Genomic DNA, 15,726 nt, shown 5'->3' with positions numbered 1-15,726 from the left:
CCGTCCGGACGGGGCAGCCCCGGAACCGGAAGCACGAACTAGCGAATTCGAGGTGCCCGTGATGACTTCGGCCTCACTGGAGCCGTTCACTTTCGACCCCTACGACTACGGGTTCCACGACGATCCGTACCCGACCTACGAGCGCCTGCGCACCGAGGCGCCGCTGTACTACAACCCGGACCTCGACTTCTGGGCACTGTCGCGGCACGCGGACGTCATCGCCGGATTCCGCGACAACGTGCGGCTCTCGAGCGCCATGGGCGTCTCCCTCGATCCCGCCGCCTGGGGCCCGCACGCACACCGGACGATGTCCTTCCTGGCCATGGACGACCCCCGGCACATGCGCATGCGGCGACTGGTCTTCAAGGGCTTCACCCCGCGCCGGGTCACCGAGATGGAGGCGCGGATCGAGGAGCTGACCCGCGAACACCTCGAACCCGCCCTGGAACGCGGAACCTTCGACTGGATCGAGGATTTCGCGGGCAAGCTCCCCATGGACGTCATCTCCGAACTCATGGGCGTGCCCGTCTCGGACCGCGCGGAGATCCGCCGGCTCGCGGACCTGGTCGTGCATCGCGACGACGGCGTCATGGACGTGCCGCACAGCGCGATCGACGCCTCGCTGCAGCTGATCGTCTACTACAGCGAGATGGTCACCGCCCGCCGCGCCGAACGCACCGACGACCTCACCTCGGCCCTGCTGGACGCGGAGATCGAGGGTGATCGCCTGACCGACGAGGAGATCATCGGGTTCATGTTCCTGATGGTCGTCGCCGGGAACGAGACCACCACCAAACTGCTCGGCAACGCCCTGTACTGGGCCGGGCGCACCCCCGGCGAGTACGCCAAGGTCGTCGCCGATCCCGACCTGGTCCCGGACTGGGTGGAGGAGACCCTGCGCTTCGACACCTCGAGCCAGATCGTGGCCCGCAGCGCGGCGGTCGACCTCGAGATGTACGGCCGCACCATCCCCGCCGGCTCGAAAGTGCTGCTGCTCATGGGATCCGCCAACCGGGACTCCGAGGTCTTCCCCGACGGCGACGTCTTCCGGATCGACCGCCCCGAGAAGGGCGCGATCTCCAGTTTCGGTGCGGGCGTGCACTTCTGCCTCGGCGCGCACCTGGCTCGGCTGGAGGCGATCGTCGCGCTGCGCGCGTTCGTGTCCCGCGTGCGCGACTACACCCTCGACGAATCCGGAATCGTGCGCGTGCATTCGACCAATGTGCGCGGCTTCGCCACCCTGCCCATCACCACGGAGAACGCCTGATGCCCCGCTTCGCACCCCAGCCCGAACGCCGCCCCGCCATCGTCACCGGCGCCTCCTCGGGAATCGGCGCCGCCACCGCCATCGCCCTGGCCGAACTCGGCCACCCGGTCGTGCTCGGCGCCCGCCGCCTCGACGAATGCCGGCTGCTGGCGGAGAAGATCCGCGCCGACGGCGGTGCGGCGCAGGCACTTCGGGTCGATGTCACCGACACCGCGTCGGTCGACGAGTTCGTCACCGGCGCCGAGGCCGAGTTCGGCCCGACCGAGATCGTGGTGTCCGCCGCCGGGCACCTGGTGTTCGGCCTGGTCCACGAACTCACCCCCGAGCAGTACCTGCAGCAGGTGAATCTGCACCTGGTCGGCCCGCAGCGCCTGGCCCACCGGGTCCTGCCCGGCATGCTCGAACGCGAGCGCGGCGACTTCGTGCTCATCAGTTCCGACACCGCCACCGCACCGCGCCCGCGTTCGGGCGCCTACCCCGCGGCCAAGTCCGGTCTCGAGTCGATGGTCCGCCAGCTCTGGATGGAACTCGAGGGCACCGGCGTGCGGGCCTCGCTCGTTCGCCCCGGTCCGACCCTGACCGCCATGGGCACCGACTCCACCGCCGAAGTCATCGGGCCGCTGCTCGCGGACTGGGACAAGTGGGGATTCGCCCGGCACTCGGAGATGCTCAAGCCGGCGAACCTGGCCTCGGCCGTCGTCGCGGTGGTCTCGGCCCCGCGCGGTGCGCACATCCAACTCACCGAGGTTCAGCCCGAAGCGCGGGTCACACCCCGTGAGAACGGCGGTGCGTCATGAGGATCGTGGTCGACCGGGATCTGTGCCAGGGCCACGCGGTGTGTGCGGCCGAGGCCCCCGAGGTGTTCTCCGTCCCCCGCCGCGGCCCCGTCGAGCTCCTCGACGCCGAGCCCGGCCCCGAGGTTCGCGCCCAGGTCCTGGACGCGGTCCGCTACTGCCCCACCCAAGCACTGTCGATCATCGACAACGACGCGTGACCGCCGGTCACGTAGAACGAAAGGTCAACGGAAATGCCTGATTTCGATCGCGCCGAACTCGACGAGATGGTGCGCCGCTGGTTGCAGGCCAACAAGGAGTGCGAGGCCGCCGGCGACTGGCGACCGCTCGCGGAGTACTACACCGAGGACGCCACCTACGGCTGGAACTACGGGCCCAAGGACGAGTTCATGGCCGTGGGCCGCGACGAGATCCGCGACATCGCCATCGGTTTGGAGATGGACGGCCTCGAGGGCTGGACCTACCCGTACCAGGACGTGGTGATCGACGACCGCAGCGGCAACGTGATCGGGCTGTGGAAGCAGGTCGCCGACGCGAAACGTGCCGACGGCACTCACTATTCGCCCGAGGGCATCGGCGGCAGCTGGTTCCGCTACGGCGGCAACTTCCAATGGTCCTGGCAGCGTGACTTCTTCGACTTCGGCAACGTGAGCGCGCTGTTCCTGGAGATGATGACCGCCAACGCGCTGTCCGACGGCATGAACAAGCGCATCACCCGCGCCACCTCCGGCGACCCGCTGCCCGGCTGGTACAAGATCGGCAAAGGTCCGGTGCCGCTGTGGTGAGTGACGCGCCCGATCGGCGCAGCGCGTTCGCGGATTTGACCCGGGAACAATTGGCCGTGCTGGTTCCGGAGTTGCTGCTCAGCGGTCACCTCATCGACCGTTCGGGCATGGCGCACACCATCGGCGCGTTCGGGCGCGAGGGCATGGCCCAGGTGGCGATCGAGGAATGGCAGGTCGCCAGCCCGGTCTACACCCGGCGCATGCAGCGCGCGCTCGGATACACCGGCGACAGCGTCGAAACCATCTTCAAGGGACTGCAACTCGACATCGGCGCGCCCCCGCAGTTCATGGACTTCCGCTACCGGATCCAGGACCGCGACCACGGGGAGTTCTGGCTCGATCACTGTGGCGCGCTGGCGGACGTGGAACCCATGGGACCGGACTACGTCCGATCGATGTGCCACGACATCGAGGACCCGACCTTCGACGCCACCGCTCTGGCCACCAATCCGCGCGCCCAGGTCCGCCCGATCCACCGCCCGCCCCGGGTGCCGGCCGACCGGACCCCGGTGTGCGCGTGGACCGTGATCATCGACGAGTCCCACGTTCCGCCGCCGATTCCGGCGAACTTCGACATCGTCTCGGAATCGCATGCCGCGCACGTGGTTCTGGATCCGATCGACCCGGACGATCCCGGCCAGGGCGACTACACCGGCCCGCTGCTGAGTGACCTGCGGTTCAGCGACTTCTCCCGGTCGGCGCTGATCCGCATGGCCGACGAGGTGTGCCTGCAGCATCACCTGCTGGCAATGGGTTTCCTCATCGCGATCGGCTCGCGCACCGACGTCGACGCCGCCGCGGACATCGGGCGCAAACAGTTCGCCGGCATCGCGGGCCTGACCTCCGAACGCCTGCGCGACGCACTCGAACTCGGCGACGACGATGCCGCGCTGGCGCAGGTCCTGCGGCTGCACCCGGCGTGGAATCCACTGTGCTACACCGGTGTTCAGGTCGATCACGCCGACATCGGGGTGCGGTTGCGGCTGCCCAAGCGCAGCGGGGCCGTCAGCGACCGCGTCTGGCCGTCACTGCTGGACGCCGAGCACCTGGCGGCGATCGAGGCCATGGCCCGCGGGGTCAACCCGCGCTACACCGTCCACGTCACCGCCGACACCGACGACGAGCTCGCCCTCGGATTCCTGCTCGCGGAACAGCCCTTCCGTGAATCCGGCGAGGTGGCCATCACCCGGTTCAGCACCGGCGCCGACTTCCGCTTCGCCGATCGCGGCATCCCGCTGCCGCTGACCGTGGTCTGACACCCCGATGAAAGATGAATTGCCATGGCGTGCAACTTCGCTGACCTGTTCGAGCACGCGGTCGACGCGATGCCCGAACGCATCGCGCTGATCCACCGTGACCGGCGAATCACCTACCGCGAGCTCGACATTCGAGCCAACCGGCTCGCGCACCACCTGACCTCGATCGGCGTGGCGCCCGGCACCCACGTCGGGTTCCAGATGCACAACAGCATCGAGACCATGGAAACGCTCATCGCGTGCTTCAAGGTGCGCGCGGTGCCGATCAATATCAACTATCGGTACGGCGCCGAAGAGCTGACCTACATCTACGACAACGCCGACCTGCACACCCTGGTGTTCCACCGCAGCTACGCGAGCGCCGTCGGCGCCGCGCTGAGCCGCTCGCCGCGGGTCCGGCGCGCCATCGTGGTCGAGGACGACCTCGACAGCGGGAACATCGAAACCACAGCGGCACACTATGAATCGGTGCTGTCGCCGGTGACCACCCGGCCGGCGGCCGAGCGCACCTCCGACGACCTGTTCATGATGTACACCGGTGGCACCACCGGCATGCCCAAGGGCGTCATGTGGCGTCAGGAGGACATGTGGCGGGTGCTCGGCGGCGGGATCGACTTCTACACCGGCGAACCGGTGGCCGACGAGTTCCAGCAGTCGCAGGTCGGCGCGAAGAACGAACCGATGACGTGGCTGATCCTGCCGCCGCTCATTCACGCCGCGGCGATGATGCCGACCTTCAACGCCCTGTGGAGCGGCAACACCCTGATCTACGAATCCCGCTTCGACCCGGCCACGATCTGGGCGACGATCGAGCGGGAACGGCCCGCGGTCATGGTCATCACCGGCGACGCCATGGCACGCCCGCTGCTGGACGAGCTCGCCGCGTCTCCGGTGGACGCGAGCTCGCTGGTGGTCATCGCCTCCGGGGCGGCGCTGCTGTCCCAGCCGGTGAAGAACCGGCTGCTCGAGCAGTTCCCGGGCGCGTTGGTCTCCGACTCCATCGGCTCGTCCGAAACCGGTTTCGGCGGTATCGGATTCGCCACCAAGGACGACGATCCCGGACGCGGCCCGCGCGTGCAGGTCGGGCGCGGCGCGGTGGTGGTCGACGATTCCGGTATTCCGGTGCCGCCGGGCGAGCAGGGCTGGCTGGCCAAGACCGGGGCGGTCCCGCTCGGCTACTACAAGGACGAGGAGAAGTCGCGCCGGCTGTTCAAGACCGTGGACGGCGCCCGGATGGTCGTCACCGACGATCGCGCCCGGGTCGAGAGCGACGGCTCGATCACCCTCATCGGGCGCGGCAACATGGTGATCAACACCGGCGGGGAGAAGGTGTTCGTCGAAGAGGTCGAGAGCGTGCTCAAGGCGCACCCGAGTGTCTTCGACGCGGTGGTGGTCGGTGTGCCGCACGAGCGCTGGGGTCAGCAGGTCGCGGCGGTGATCGCCACGACCGAGGGCGCCGTGCTCGACTTCGAGGCGCTCACCGGGCACGTGCGCGCCCATCTGGCGGGGTACAAGACGCCACGCACGCTGTGGATCGCGACCACGGTGACGCGCTCGCCCAGCGGAAAGCCGGACTATCGATGGGCCAAGGAGTTCATCGGGAGCCGCGCGCCCGATCACGAGGTCAGGGCCGCCGCCCGCTCCTGAGAAGAGTGAAAGTCGCTGCCGCGCAACCGCACCGGATTCGGTGCCCGGTTGCGCGGCAGTGTCGTTTCCGTGCCGGGCCGCGAGTGCCGGCGATGCCGGGCGAGGTCGTTCAGCATCGCCGGAAGCTCCCGGCCTCAGCGGTCCTCGGGCACCGGTTCGATGGTGGGCGTGGCGTTTTCGCCGCGCATGCGGGTCGAGTAACCCATCGCCGCGTCGATCAGGGACTCGACGTAGATCTTCTCCAGCCGCCGGGACGTGAAGGGATCGCTGCCGGTGCCGATCGCCGCGTCGATGCGGCCGCGGATTCGATCGGTCAGCCGCTGCTGCATGTCGATCAGATCGGGTTCGGCGACCGCCGGGGTGAGCATCGTGGCGGCGGTAGCCATGGTCAGCGGAGTCTGCTCGGCCTCGCCGCCGGGTGCGATCGTGCGTCGCAGGGTCGGTAGCGACAGCGCGCGCCACACCACCTCCGCGAGCAGTTGTTCGCGGGAATCGAAGTAGCTGTAGACCGTCGCGGTGCCGATGTCGGCCTCTCGGGCGACGATCCGCAGGGTCAATCCGTCGAAACCACCGCGGGCCAGCACCCGGACCGTGGCATCGACTATGCGCTCGAACATTTCGGACTTGTCGTGCTGGGACCGCCGGGCACCCCCGGCCACACTGGACAGTTTTTCGGACACAAGTCTAGATGCTATTCTGGACATCATTACAAGGCAATGGATCGAGGCTGAGACGACCGCCATATCGCCTGGTTCGAGTCCGTTCACACGCAGGAGGTAGCGCACGCCGATGAGCGCATCGATCACCGGCCGCATCGTCGCGGTCACCGGGGGAGCCCGCGGGATCGGCCGCGCGATCGCGGCGGAACTGACCGCCCGCGGCGCCCTCGTCGTCATCGGAGACCTCGACGCGAGCGCGGCCGCGGACACCGCCGCCGCCCTCGGGCTCGCGGGCGCGTTCGCCCTCGATGTCACCGATGCCGACTCCTTCGCCGAGTTCCTGCGCCGGGCCGAACGCGAAGTCGGCGCGATCGACGTGCTGATCAACAACGCCGGCGTGATGCCGGTCGGCCGCTTCACCGAAGAGCCGGACGCGCTGACCCGCCGGATCCTCGACATCAACGTCTACGGCGTCATGCTCGGCACCAAACTCGTCCTGCCGGGCATGCTTTCGCGCGGACGCGGGCACGTCGTGAACATCTCCTCCCTGGCCGGGGAGAACCCGACCCCGGGCATGGCGACCTACTGTGCGAGCAAGCAGGCGGTGCTGAGTTTCACCGAGACCATGCGCCGGGAGCAGCACGGTAGCGGCGTGCGGTTCTCGGCGGTGCTGCCGACCTTCACCCGCACCGAGATGATCGCGGGCACCCGCGCGCCGCTCGGTCTGCTGGCCGAGCCGGCCGATGTCGCCCGCGCGGTCGCGCGCCTGCTCTCCCGTCCACGCCGCCGCGTCACGGTGACCCGCCGCGCCGGCTGGCTCGCGGCCCTGGACAAGCTGACCCCGCGCCCGGTCGGCGATGCCATCACCCGCCGTCTGGGCGTCGATCGGATCTTCCTGGACGAGGTCGATCGGACCGCGCGGGCGTCCTACGACGAGCGGGTGCGCCCGCGTCACTAGCGCGAATCGGCCGGTCAGCCGGAGGGGCGAATTGTTCTGGACACGTGTCGGTAGTAGTTTTGGACATATGTCTGCTCCTGTACCGAACAATCTGGAGGCCACCCGGCGTCGCCTGAGCGGGAAGCAGGCCGCGACCGTGGACCGTCTGACCAAGGCCGCCGTGACCGTCCTGGCCCGAGAAGGCTACGCGGCCACCACGATTCGCCTGATCGCCGCCGAGGCCGGGATCGGCACCGCGACCGCCTACACCTACTTCTCCTCCAAGGAACACCTGATCGCCGAGGTGTACTGGCGTCGCCTGATAGCCGCCCCCGCGGTCGAGCTGTCCGACACCGACCCGGCGGGCCGCGCGGTAGCGGTCCTGGGCCAGGCCGCGATGCTGGTGGCCGACGAGCCCGCCCTGGCCGCCGCGATCAGCCAGGCCCTGCTCGGCAACGACGCCGACGTGGCCCACCTGCGCCTGCGGATCGGCGGCGAGCTCCACTCCCGCCTGGTCGAGGCGCTGGGTTCGGACAGCAGTGACGATCTGGAGTACCTCGAGATGCTGTACTACGGCGCGATGCTGCAGGCGGGCATGGGGCACCTGTCCTACTCGGAGGTGGCCGAACGGATGGCGAAGGCGACCCGCCGCCTGCTGGGTTGAGCCGCGCAAAACCCTGCGTCCGTGCCGCGTCGGGTGCCGCACACCGTGCGGCGGGATCGGGTGCGACGGACCACCGTCGGCCTTCGATACTGTTCGCCGTAGCCGGGCGGATCCCTTCTCATGACGGACGTCATCGACCCGGGGCCAGTGCTCGCGGGAACCCTTGACCAACACGACGAGCGATCATCCCGACCGGGGCGAGCCGGACGCCGCCGCGGAGGCGTTGCGCGCAACCCCGGCCTACCGCGCACGAAAAGAAGTGGCCCGCCTGCACGGCCTCGCCGTCACCGCCGTGAATTACGGCGTAGGGATGCCACTCAGCGTATGGTCTGGCGCCGGCGCCTACGCGACATCTCTCACCGAGTCCGCCCGCGTCCAGAACGGTCACCACGCCCTAGCCGAACTCGACACTGCGCTGAACGACCTACGGCAGGTACGTGATCTGCTCGCGGCAACCCTCGCCGAGCAGGCCGAACAGGTCGAGCCCAAACAGGCCGAACTAGATACCCGCCGAACGGATCTGCTACGCCGCGCCGCCCTGGTCCGAGTCGAAGGCTGGGGTCACTACCTGTACACCTGGTCCGGCGAGGACGTCGCCGCCGTGGCCTACCTCCTCTCCGATCTCGACACCCTCGCCGAGCAAGGAACGTCGCCCACGACCGTTCTCGCCGACCTGGCCGCCACCCTGTGGGGAAGTGCCGGCGCGGACACGGACCGCGCGGCCGACTACCCCCGGACCCGGGCCTGGCTGGAGGATTTGCGCGCCGAGTTGGACGCGTAATCGATCCGGCCTGATCGGAAACCTCTGTGGCACAAAGTTGGCCGCTGTGCGGGAGGTGCGGCCCCAACGACTCCTCGGCCGCCTTCCTGACGACCTCGACGGATAGCGGATTCACGCCATTCAGTGCGCGGAGTTGACATGCCTCGTTCCCATAGGAATCATTTGATTCCATTGGAATCGACTGATTCCAGTAATTGACTTCGCGTGTCGACTCACCGACCACGACGAAGATCGGCGAGGAGTAGCTGATGGACGGGCAACGGCGCACACGATCCTGGTCGCGAACATGTTCAGGGGTGTGGCGACAATCGGAGGGTTGGCATCAGGGCGGCGCGTTCGATCGGGCGATGGTTTGATGGCGGCGCTGTCGAGGTTCCTCGGCCGCACCGACCGCTATGACCTCGAAGACAAGACGGTGTTGATCACCGGGGCCGGAGCGGGAATCGGACGAGAGCTCGCGCGTGTGCTGGCCGCGCGTCGAGCTCGGGTTGTCCTCACGGACAAGGATTTCTCCACGGTGCAGACCTTGGCGGAGGAGATCGGCGATCGGGCCCTGGCGATCGAGGCCGACGTGCGCGACCGCGAGGAGATGTCAGCGGCGGTGAAAGCCGCGGTGGGTTGGTCTTCCCGTCTCGATGTCGTCATCGCCAACGCGGGGGTGACACCGGTGCCGGCTACCGTCCGGACGACGGTGCCGGAGGAATTCGGCCGGGTCATCGACATCAACCTGCTCGGCGTGTTCAATACCGTCCGGCCGAGCCTGGACCACATCATCGACGCGGGCGGGCACGTCGTGGTCGTGTCCTCTGCCGCCGCCTTCGCACCCGGAATGGGCGGTGCGGCATACATGGTGAGCAAGGCGGCGGTCGAACAATTGGGGCGCGCACTGCGCGTTGAACTGAGCTCGGTCGGAGCCAGCGCGGGGGTCGCCTACTTCGGCGTCGTTGATACAGAGATGACCACGAACATGTTCGAGGCGGATCCTCTGGGCAGGGAGATCGAGAACATGCTGCCGTGGCCGTTGCGGCGCAGGATCTCCGCCACCGAAGCGGCTGAATCGATCGCCGAGGGCATTACTCGCAGAGCACCCAGGACGATCGCCCCGGCGATCTGGGCGCCGTACTCGTGGCTGCGCGGCACCGCCAATGTGGCGCTGGATCGCATCCTCGCCCACGATCCGCGCGTGGCCGATCTCCTCGCGCGCATCGAGAACCGCGCTGCGATCACCGGCAAGCAGCCGTAGACGACGGTGCGGCCCTGTCACGACGGCCGCGCGACTCGGGCATCCACCACGCCCCAACTTTTGACGAATGAGGACGACTCCGTACATGCAAAACCCAACCCCCGCAACGAGTCCGGACGAATTCTTCACCGTCGCTGTCATCGGTGCCGGGTTCGGCGGATTGGGCGCCGCCGCCGCGCTGAAGAAGAACGGGATCGACGATTTCGTCGTGTTCGAACGCGCCGCCGATGTCGGAGGGACATGGCAGGCCAACACCTACCCCGGCGCCCAGTGCGACATCCCCTCGATCCTGTACTCGTTCTCTTTCGCGTCCAACCCCGAATGGTCACGCCTGTACCCGCTACAGCCCGAGATCCAGTCCTACCTGCGCACGGTCGCCGACCGCTTCGACATCACCCCGCACATCCGATTCTCCACCGAAGTCACCGACGCGAGCTGGGACGACGACGCCGGGGTATGGGTGATCGAGGCCGGTGGCCGACGCGTACGGGCCCGGTTCCTGGTTGCCGCGCTGGGACCGTTCTCCGAACCGTCGGTGCCCGCGATTCCCGGGCTCGCAACCTTCGAGGGCCCCCAGTTCCATTCCGCGCGATGGGATCACACCTTCGATCCCAAGGGAAAGAATATCGCGGTCATCGGCACCGGAGCCTCGGCGGTGCAGTTCATTCCGCGGCTGCAACCGAATGCTGAGCAGCTGAAGGTGTTTCAGCGCACTCCGACCTGGATCATGCCGCATCCCGACCGGCCGATCGGCGGCACGCAGCGCAAGATGTTCGCCGTCGCGCCGGCGACACAGCGGGCGGCCCGAGCGGGATTCAACCTCGTCCAAGAGGCCCTGGTTCCCGGATTCGTGTACAAGCCCGCGCTGCTCAAGGCGATGGAAGCTGTTGCGCGTGCACATCTTCGCCGCCAGATCCGCGACCCCGAGCTACGCGCGAAACTGACCCCGGACTACCGATTCGGCTGCAAACGGCCCACGTTCTCCAACGCCTACTACCCGGCACTGGCCGCACCCAACACCTCGGTGATCACCGATTCGATCGCCGAGGTCGGCCCCCACTGGATCCGTACCGCTGACGGAAGCGAACACGAGGTCGACGCGATCGTGTTCGGCACGGGGTTCACCATGACCGGCCATCCCGGCCTGGCCCGGATCCACGGACGCGACGGCACCAGTCTGGCCGGCCATTGGGGTTCGGACGCCAATGCCTATCTGGGAACGATGGTTTCGGGCTTTCCGAACATGTTCGTGCTGCTGGGCCCGAACTCCGCGCTCTACACCTCCCAGGTGGTCACCATCGAAGCTCAGGTCCGCTACCTGGTCGACGCGATCGTCTCCACACTCGCCGCCCACGCGCACACGATCGATGTCGACCCGCAGGTGCAGGAACGTTTCATCGGCGAGGTCGACCGCAAACTCGCGGGCAGTGTCTGGAACAGCGGGGGCTGCTCGTCCTACTACCTCTCACCCACGGGCCGGAACTTCACTTTCTGGCCAGGATTCGCCTGGCAATTCCAACGCCGCACCGCCCGCGTGGATTTGCGTGATTTTCGTCTGACCAGACGAGGACATGTCGCGGTCCATGCCGGTGAACCCTCACTCGTTCTCACCGAGGAAGTGACACGATGACCTCCACCGTCACGGTTCCGTGGATTGTCCAGGACCTGCGGCGCAGACAACCGGCCTGGGAGCAATCCGGGGTGGCCGAGCGCGCGAAATGGCTACGCCGATACGCGGATTGGCTCCTGGACAACCAGGAACACCTGGTGCGATTGCTGTGCGCCGAGGTCGGCAAACCCCTCGTGGAAGGCCGGATCGAGTTCACCGTGGTGATCGACCTGATCAAGCATCTCACCCGGCACGCCGAGAACATCCTCTCGACCGAGCAGCGCACACCGCCGAATCTGCTCAACGCGTTCAAGACCGTGTCGGTGACCCACCGGCCGTATCCGGTGATCGCGGTCATCACGCCGTGGAACTTTCCCCTGGGGCTGTCTCTGTGCGATGCGATCCCGGCGCTGCTGGCGGGTGCGGCGGTAACGATCAAACCCGCCCCGGCCACGCCGTGTGCGGTCGCTGCCGCGGTGGCCGGCTGGAACGAGATCGGCGCGCCCGCGGTGTTCACCGCCATCACCGGCGACAACGCAGCCGGCGCCGAACTGGTGGAGTTGGTGGACTTCGTGCAGTTCACCGGCTCGACCGCCACCGGTAAGGCGATCGCCGCGCGCTGCGCGGAACGGCTCATACCCTGCGGGCTCGAACTGGGTGGCAAGGACCCGGCCCTGGTGCTGTCCGACGCCGACCTCGATTGGGCCGCACGAGGTATCGCCTGGGGCGCGCTGACGAACGCCGGACAGATGTGCACCTCGATCGAACGCGTCTACGTCGATGCCGATGTACACGATGCCTTCGTCGCGCGCCTGGTCGAGCACGTGAACACCCTGCGCCGCGACATCGATGTCGCCGCGCTGGTCACGACCGCGCAGTTCGACATCGTCAATGCCCACCTCGAGCAGGCGATCGAAGCCGGGGCGCGCGTGGTCAGCGGCGGCGGCACGGACCCGGCCACCCGGTGGGTGGAACCGACAGTGCTGGTTGATGTTTCCCAGGACATGGCCTGTGTTCGCGAGGAAACCTTCGGACCGCTCATTCCGATCATCAAGGTCCGTGACACCGCCCACGCGGTCACACTGGCCAACGACAGCGTGTACGGGCTCTCTGCCACGGTGTGGAGCAGAAACCACGCCCGCGCCCGGGAGGTGGCCGCCCAACTGCACGCCGGTGCGGTCAACATCAACGACGCTCATGCCAACGTGTTCTTCCTGTCCGCGCCCATGGACGGCTGGAAGCAGTCAGGCATCGGCGGTCGATTCGGAACCCGCGAAGCCGTGCTGCGCTACTGCCGCGCGCAAACGGTCACCGAATCCCGATTCCCGCTCCGATACCAGCAGCACCTGCTGTGGTTCCCGTACCAGGGACCGGCTACGGAGATTCTCGGGCGCACCATGCGCGCACTCGCCGCGACCGGCACCAGACGCTTTCGCTGGTAGGCCGCGCACTCGCCGCGTCGCGAGCTCCGGTACGGGTCACCCGACTGTCCTGCGGCGCGGAGATGGCGGATGAAAGCTGTTGCGCAAGAACAGGTCGGTGCGCGTTGTTCACAGCTGCAGGATCGTCGTGGCCAGCACGGTCGTGTAGTCCACGATGTCCTCGCGGGTGTGTTCGGTGGTGCCGTCGAGCCAGTCCATGAACAACGCGACCAGTGCGCCCGAGAGCGAGCTGACGGCCAGGTGCATGTTGGGGCCGGTCATCGCCGCACCGGGCTCGTCCAGCTGAGCGGCGACGAGTGCGACGAACGCCGGCACAGCGGTCGCGCCGTGATCGCGTAGCGCCTCGTCGGCGAGTGTTTCCCGGAACAGAATGTGCCCTCGGCGAGGGTCCTGTTCGAGGAAGCGGGTCGCGGCGTCGAACGCGATCCAGGCGCGTGGGTGATCGGTGTCCGGTCCGGACAGGGCGGTGGTGACCGCGTCGAGGAGATCGTTGGTGATTCGGTCGTGGACCTCGATCACCAATTCGTCTCTGTCGGAGAAGCTTTCATAGAAATAGCGCAGGCTCAGCGATGCTTTTCTGCATACGGCGCGCATCGTCGTCGCCGCCGCGCCCTCGGTGGCGAGGAGGTCGTAGGCGGCGTCGATCAGCTGTTCGCGGCGTTCGGCGCTACGGCTGGCCATGGTGCTGCCGCGCCAGACGACTGGTGGGGAACTCACGTGGCCATCATGGCACTTCGCCGACTCGGTGCATCGCCTCGAAGGGGGTTGACATCGCGCAGTGTCATGGGAATCATCTGCTTTATGTGAATCAGTTGATTCTTGTTAGCGGCGGCTTTCGGCGGAGCTGCTGCCTATCACCTCGATCGAGCCCGCATTCAACGGACAAAAGGAATCACCCCGTGCTGAGCCTGCCCGCGATCCATGAGCGGATCGACACCACCATCGAGACGCTGCGCGCGGTCGGCAGACTTCATCGGACCGGTGTCATCGATCTGACCCGGCCCGACCGGGTGCTGACCACAGCCCGGCGCAACAACAGCTACGGCCCGGCCGCGACAATGATCATGAAGGCGGCCGAAGAGCATCCCGAGTCGCCGGCGCTGTGCGATGAGCGCGGCACACTGACCTACCGCGAACTCGACGAGCAATCCAACGCGTTGGCCAACGCGTTTCTGAGCGCGGGCCTGGAACCGGGATCGGTGATCGGGGTCCTGGCACGCGATCACCGGGGTCTCGTGCTGGCGATCAGCGCCGCGGGCCGGGCCGGGCTGCGGCTGGCGATGATGAACACCGGCTTCGCCAAGCCGCAGTTCGCCGAAGTGGCTGTGCGAGAGAACGTGCGGGCGATGCTGCACGACGCGGAGTTCGGTGACCTGCTCGACGCGCTGCCGGCCGACCTGCCACGATTCATCACCTGGTCCGACCCGCGCTTCCCGTCCAGTGCACCCGCGCAGACCATCGACCAGCTGATCGCAACCGGCGACCGCCGGTGCCCGCCACCGCCGGCGAAGGTCGGCGGGTTCATCATCCTGACCAGCGGAACGACCGGCCTGCCCAAAGGCGCCCCGCGAACCAAGGTCACCCCGCTGGTCAGCGCCTTGGTCGTCGACCGTATCCCGTTCCCACGCAAGGGCACCGCGGTCATCGTCTCGCCGATCTTCCACTCGACCGGCTTCGCGGCCTGGACCGTCGCGACCGCGCTGGCCAACCAGGTCGTGCTGACGCGACGTTTCGACGCCGAAGCAACGCTGCGCGCGCTTGCCGAACATCGCGCGCAGCTGCTGGTGGCCGTGCCGACGATGCTGCACCGGATGGTGAGCCTGGCGCCGGAAGTTCGTGCCCGCTACGACCTTTCGGCGCTGCGTGCGATCGTGGTCGCCGGCTCGGCCCTGTCCCCGGAACTGGCCACCAGAGTCCAGGACACCTTCGGGGACGTGCTGTACAACCTCTACGGATCCACCGAAGTGGCGATCGCGGCGGTCGCACAGCCACACGAGCTGCGGATCGCACCGGGCACGGTCGGCCGGGCGCCGGTGACCTCGAAGATCGCGCTGTTCGACGACCAGGACCGGCCGGTCACCGGCCACCGGGTGTCGGGGCGAGTGTTCGTGCGCAGCGGTGCCCCGTTCGAGGGCTACACCGACGGCAGGCACAAACAGTTCATCGACGGCTACATGTCCACCGGTGACATGGGGCACTTCGACGACCACGGCCTCCTGCACATCGACGGCCGCGACGACGACATGATCGTCTCGGGTGGGGAGAACATCTACCCCGCCGAGATCGAGAATCTGATCGCCACCCGCGAGGACGTCGACGATGTCGTGGTCATCGGCGTGGACGACGAGGAGTTCGGCACCCGCCTGCACGCGCTGGTCGTACCCGTACCGGGTGCGCGGATCGAGCCGGCGGAGATCAAGGCGTACGTCAAGGAGAACCTCGCCCGCTACAAGGTGCCGCGCGAGGTGAGTCTCGTGCCGGAGATCCCGCGCAACGCCACCGGCAAGGTCGTCCGGTCGGCGCTGACACGGCTGGCCGCCGACCACAGCCCCCGGCCCTGACCACATGCCATCGCCCCACCACACAGACGAGGGGGTGACATTCGCGCTCTGTCAGCGCTGCGTTCCACAACCCTCGAACCC

The 15,726-nt window shown here is 67.7% G+C and carries 15 protein-coding genes; 13 read left to right on the top strand and 2 right to left on the bottom strand.

The genetic code is table 11. The features are described 5' to 3' along the window. The first annotated feature begins 61 nt into the window (after positions 1-61). Genes ACWDOP_RS00735 through ACWDOP_RS00710 form a run of 6 tightly spaced genes read left to right on the top strand, consistent with a single transcriptional unit; the run spans position 62 to position 5,749 of the window. Positions 62-1,267 (top strand): cytochrome P450, encoded by a 1,206-nt coding sequence (locus tag ACWDOP_RS00735; RefSeq protein WP_454207075.1) that lies wholly within the window; start codon positions 62-64, stop codon positions 1,265-1,267. Beyond that, complete coding sequence (locus ACWDOP_RS00730; RefSeq protein ID WP_456343263.1) at positions 1,267-2,064, top strand: SDR family oxidoreductase; 798 nt, start codon at positions 1,267-1,269, stop codon at positions 2,062-2,064. Before ACWDOP_RS00735 ends, ACWDOP_RS00730 begins: the two co-directional genes overlap by 1 nt. Next, positions 2,061-2,261: a ferredoxin gene (locus tag ACWDOP_RS00725; protein WP_454207077.1), complete on the top strand. Its 201-nt coding sequence runs from the start codon at positions 2,061-2,063 to the stop codon at positions 2,259-2,261. Before ACWDOP_RS00730 ends, ACWDOP_RS00725 begins: the two co-directional genes overlap by 4 nt. Before the next feature lie 33 nt (positions 2,262-2,294). Beyond that, positions 2,295-2,846 carry a nuclear transport factor 2 family protein gene (locus ACWDOP_RS00720; protein WP_454207078.1) on the top strand — a complete coding sequence of 184 codons (552 nt, stop codon included), beginning with the start codon at positions 2,295-2,297 and terminating at the stop codon, positions 2,844-2,846. Beyond that, positions 2,843-4,102 (top strand): hypothetical protein, encoded by a 1,260-nt coding sequence (locus ACWDOP_RS00715; RefSeq protein ID WP_456343262.1) that lies wholly within the window; start codon positions 2,843-2,845, stop codon positions 4,100-4,102. The genes ACWDOP_RS00720 and ACWDOP_RS00715 overlap by 4 nt, the downstream gene beginning before the upstream one ends. 24 nt (positions 4,103-4,126) lie before the next feature. Next, complete coding sequence (locus tag ACWDOP_RS00710; protein ID WP_456343261.1) at positions 4,127-5,749, top strand: acyl-CoA synthetase; 1,623 nt, start codon at positions 4,127-4,129, stop codon at positions 5,747-5,749. Positions 5,750-5,883: 134 nt separating this feature from the next. Here ACWDOP_RS00710 and ACWDOP_RS00705 read toward each other — a convergent pair whose 3' ends face one another. Continuing rightward, the gene (locus tag ACWDOP_RS00705) at positions 5,884-6,429 is read right to left on the bottom strand and encodes a helix-turn-helix domain-containing protein (protein ID WP_456343260.1); all 546 of its coding nucleotides are present in this window, start codon (positions 6,427-6,429) and stop codon (positions 5,884-5,886) included. Between the two features lie 109 nt (positions 6,430-6,538). Between ACWDOP_RS00705 and ACWDOP_RS00700 the strand changes: the two genes are divergently transcribed. The 6 genes from ACWDOP_RS00700 to ACWDOP_RS00675 all read left to right on the top strand — a co-directional run bounded on the left by ACWDOP_RS00700 (position 6,539) and on the right by ACWDOP_RS00675 (position 13,084). Further along, positions 6,539-7,366, top strand: coding sequence for an SDR family oxidoreductase (locus ACWDOP_RS00700; RefSeq protein ID WP_456343259.1), 828 nt, complete (start codon positions 6,539-6,541; stop codon positions 7,364-7,366). A gap of 67 nt (positions 7,367-7,433) precedes the next feature. Then, entirely contained in the window at positions 7,434-8,009 is a 576-nt protein-coding gene (locus tag ACWDOP_RS00695; RefSeq protein WP_456343258.1) for a TetR/AcrR family transcriptional regulator, read from the top strand. A gap of 163 nt (positions 8,010-8,172) precedes the next feature. Further along, a complete protein-coding gene (locus tag ACWDOP_RS00690; protein WP_456343257.1) occupies positions 8,173-8,790 on the top strand; it encodes a hypothetical protein in 618 nt (205 codons plus the stop codon). Between the two features lie 298 nt (positions 8,791-9,088). After that, complete coding sequence (locus ACWDOP_RS00685; protein ID WP_456343256.1) at positions 9,089-10,033, top strand: short-chain dehydrogenase/reductase; 945 nt, start codon at positions 9,089-9,091, stop codon at positions 10,031-10,033. Between the two features lie 85 nt (positions 10,034-10,118). After that, positions 10,119-11,663: a flavin-containing monooxygenase gene (locus ACWDOP_RS00680; RefSeq protein WP_456343255.1), complete on the top strand. Its 1,545-nt coding sequence runs from the start codon at positions 10,119-10,121 to the stop codon at positions 11,661-11,663. After that, positions 11,660-13,084, top strand: coding sequence for an aldehyde dehydrogenase family protein (locus tag ACWDOP_RS00675; protein ID WP_456343254.1), 1,425 nt, complete (start codon positions 11,660-11,662; stop codon positions 13,082-13,084). The genes ACWDOP_RS00680 and ACWDOP_RS00675 overlap by 4 nt, the downstream gene beginning before the upstream one ends. Before the next feature lie 108 nt (positions 13,085-13,192). Here ACWDOP_RS00675 and ACWDOP_RS00670 read toward each other — a convergent pair whose 3' ends face one another. Next, positions 13,193-13,801: a TetR/AcrR family transcriptional regulator gene (locus ACWDOP_RS00670; RefSeq protein WP_456343253.1), complete on the bottom strand. Its 609-nt coding sequence runs from the start codon at positions 13,799-13,801 to the stop codon at positions 13,193-13,195. Between the two features lie 191 nt (positions 13,802-13,992). Between ACWDOP_RS00670 and ACWDOP_RS00665 the strand changes: the two genes are divergently transcribed. Then, a complete protein-coding gene (locus tag ACWDOP_RS00665; RefSeq protein WP_456343816.1) occupies positions 13,993-15,645 on the top strand; it encodes an acyl-CoA synthetase in 1,653 nt (550 codons plus the stop codon). The last annotated feature ends 81 nt before the right edge of the window (positions 15,646-15,726 follow it).

The sequence above is a fragment of the Nocardia sp. NPDC003693 genome (assembly GCF_053981095.1).
Note: the sequence above shows the minus strand (reverse complement) of the source record. Positions and strands in the feature narration are given on the sequence as shown.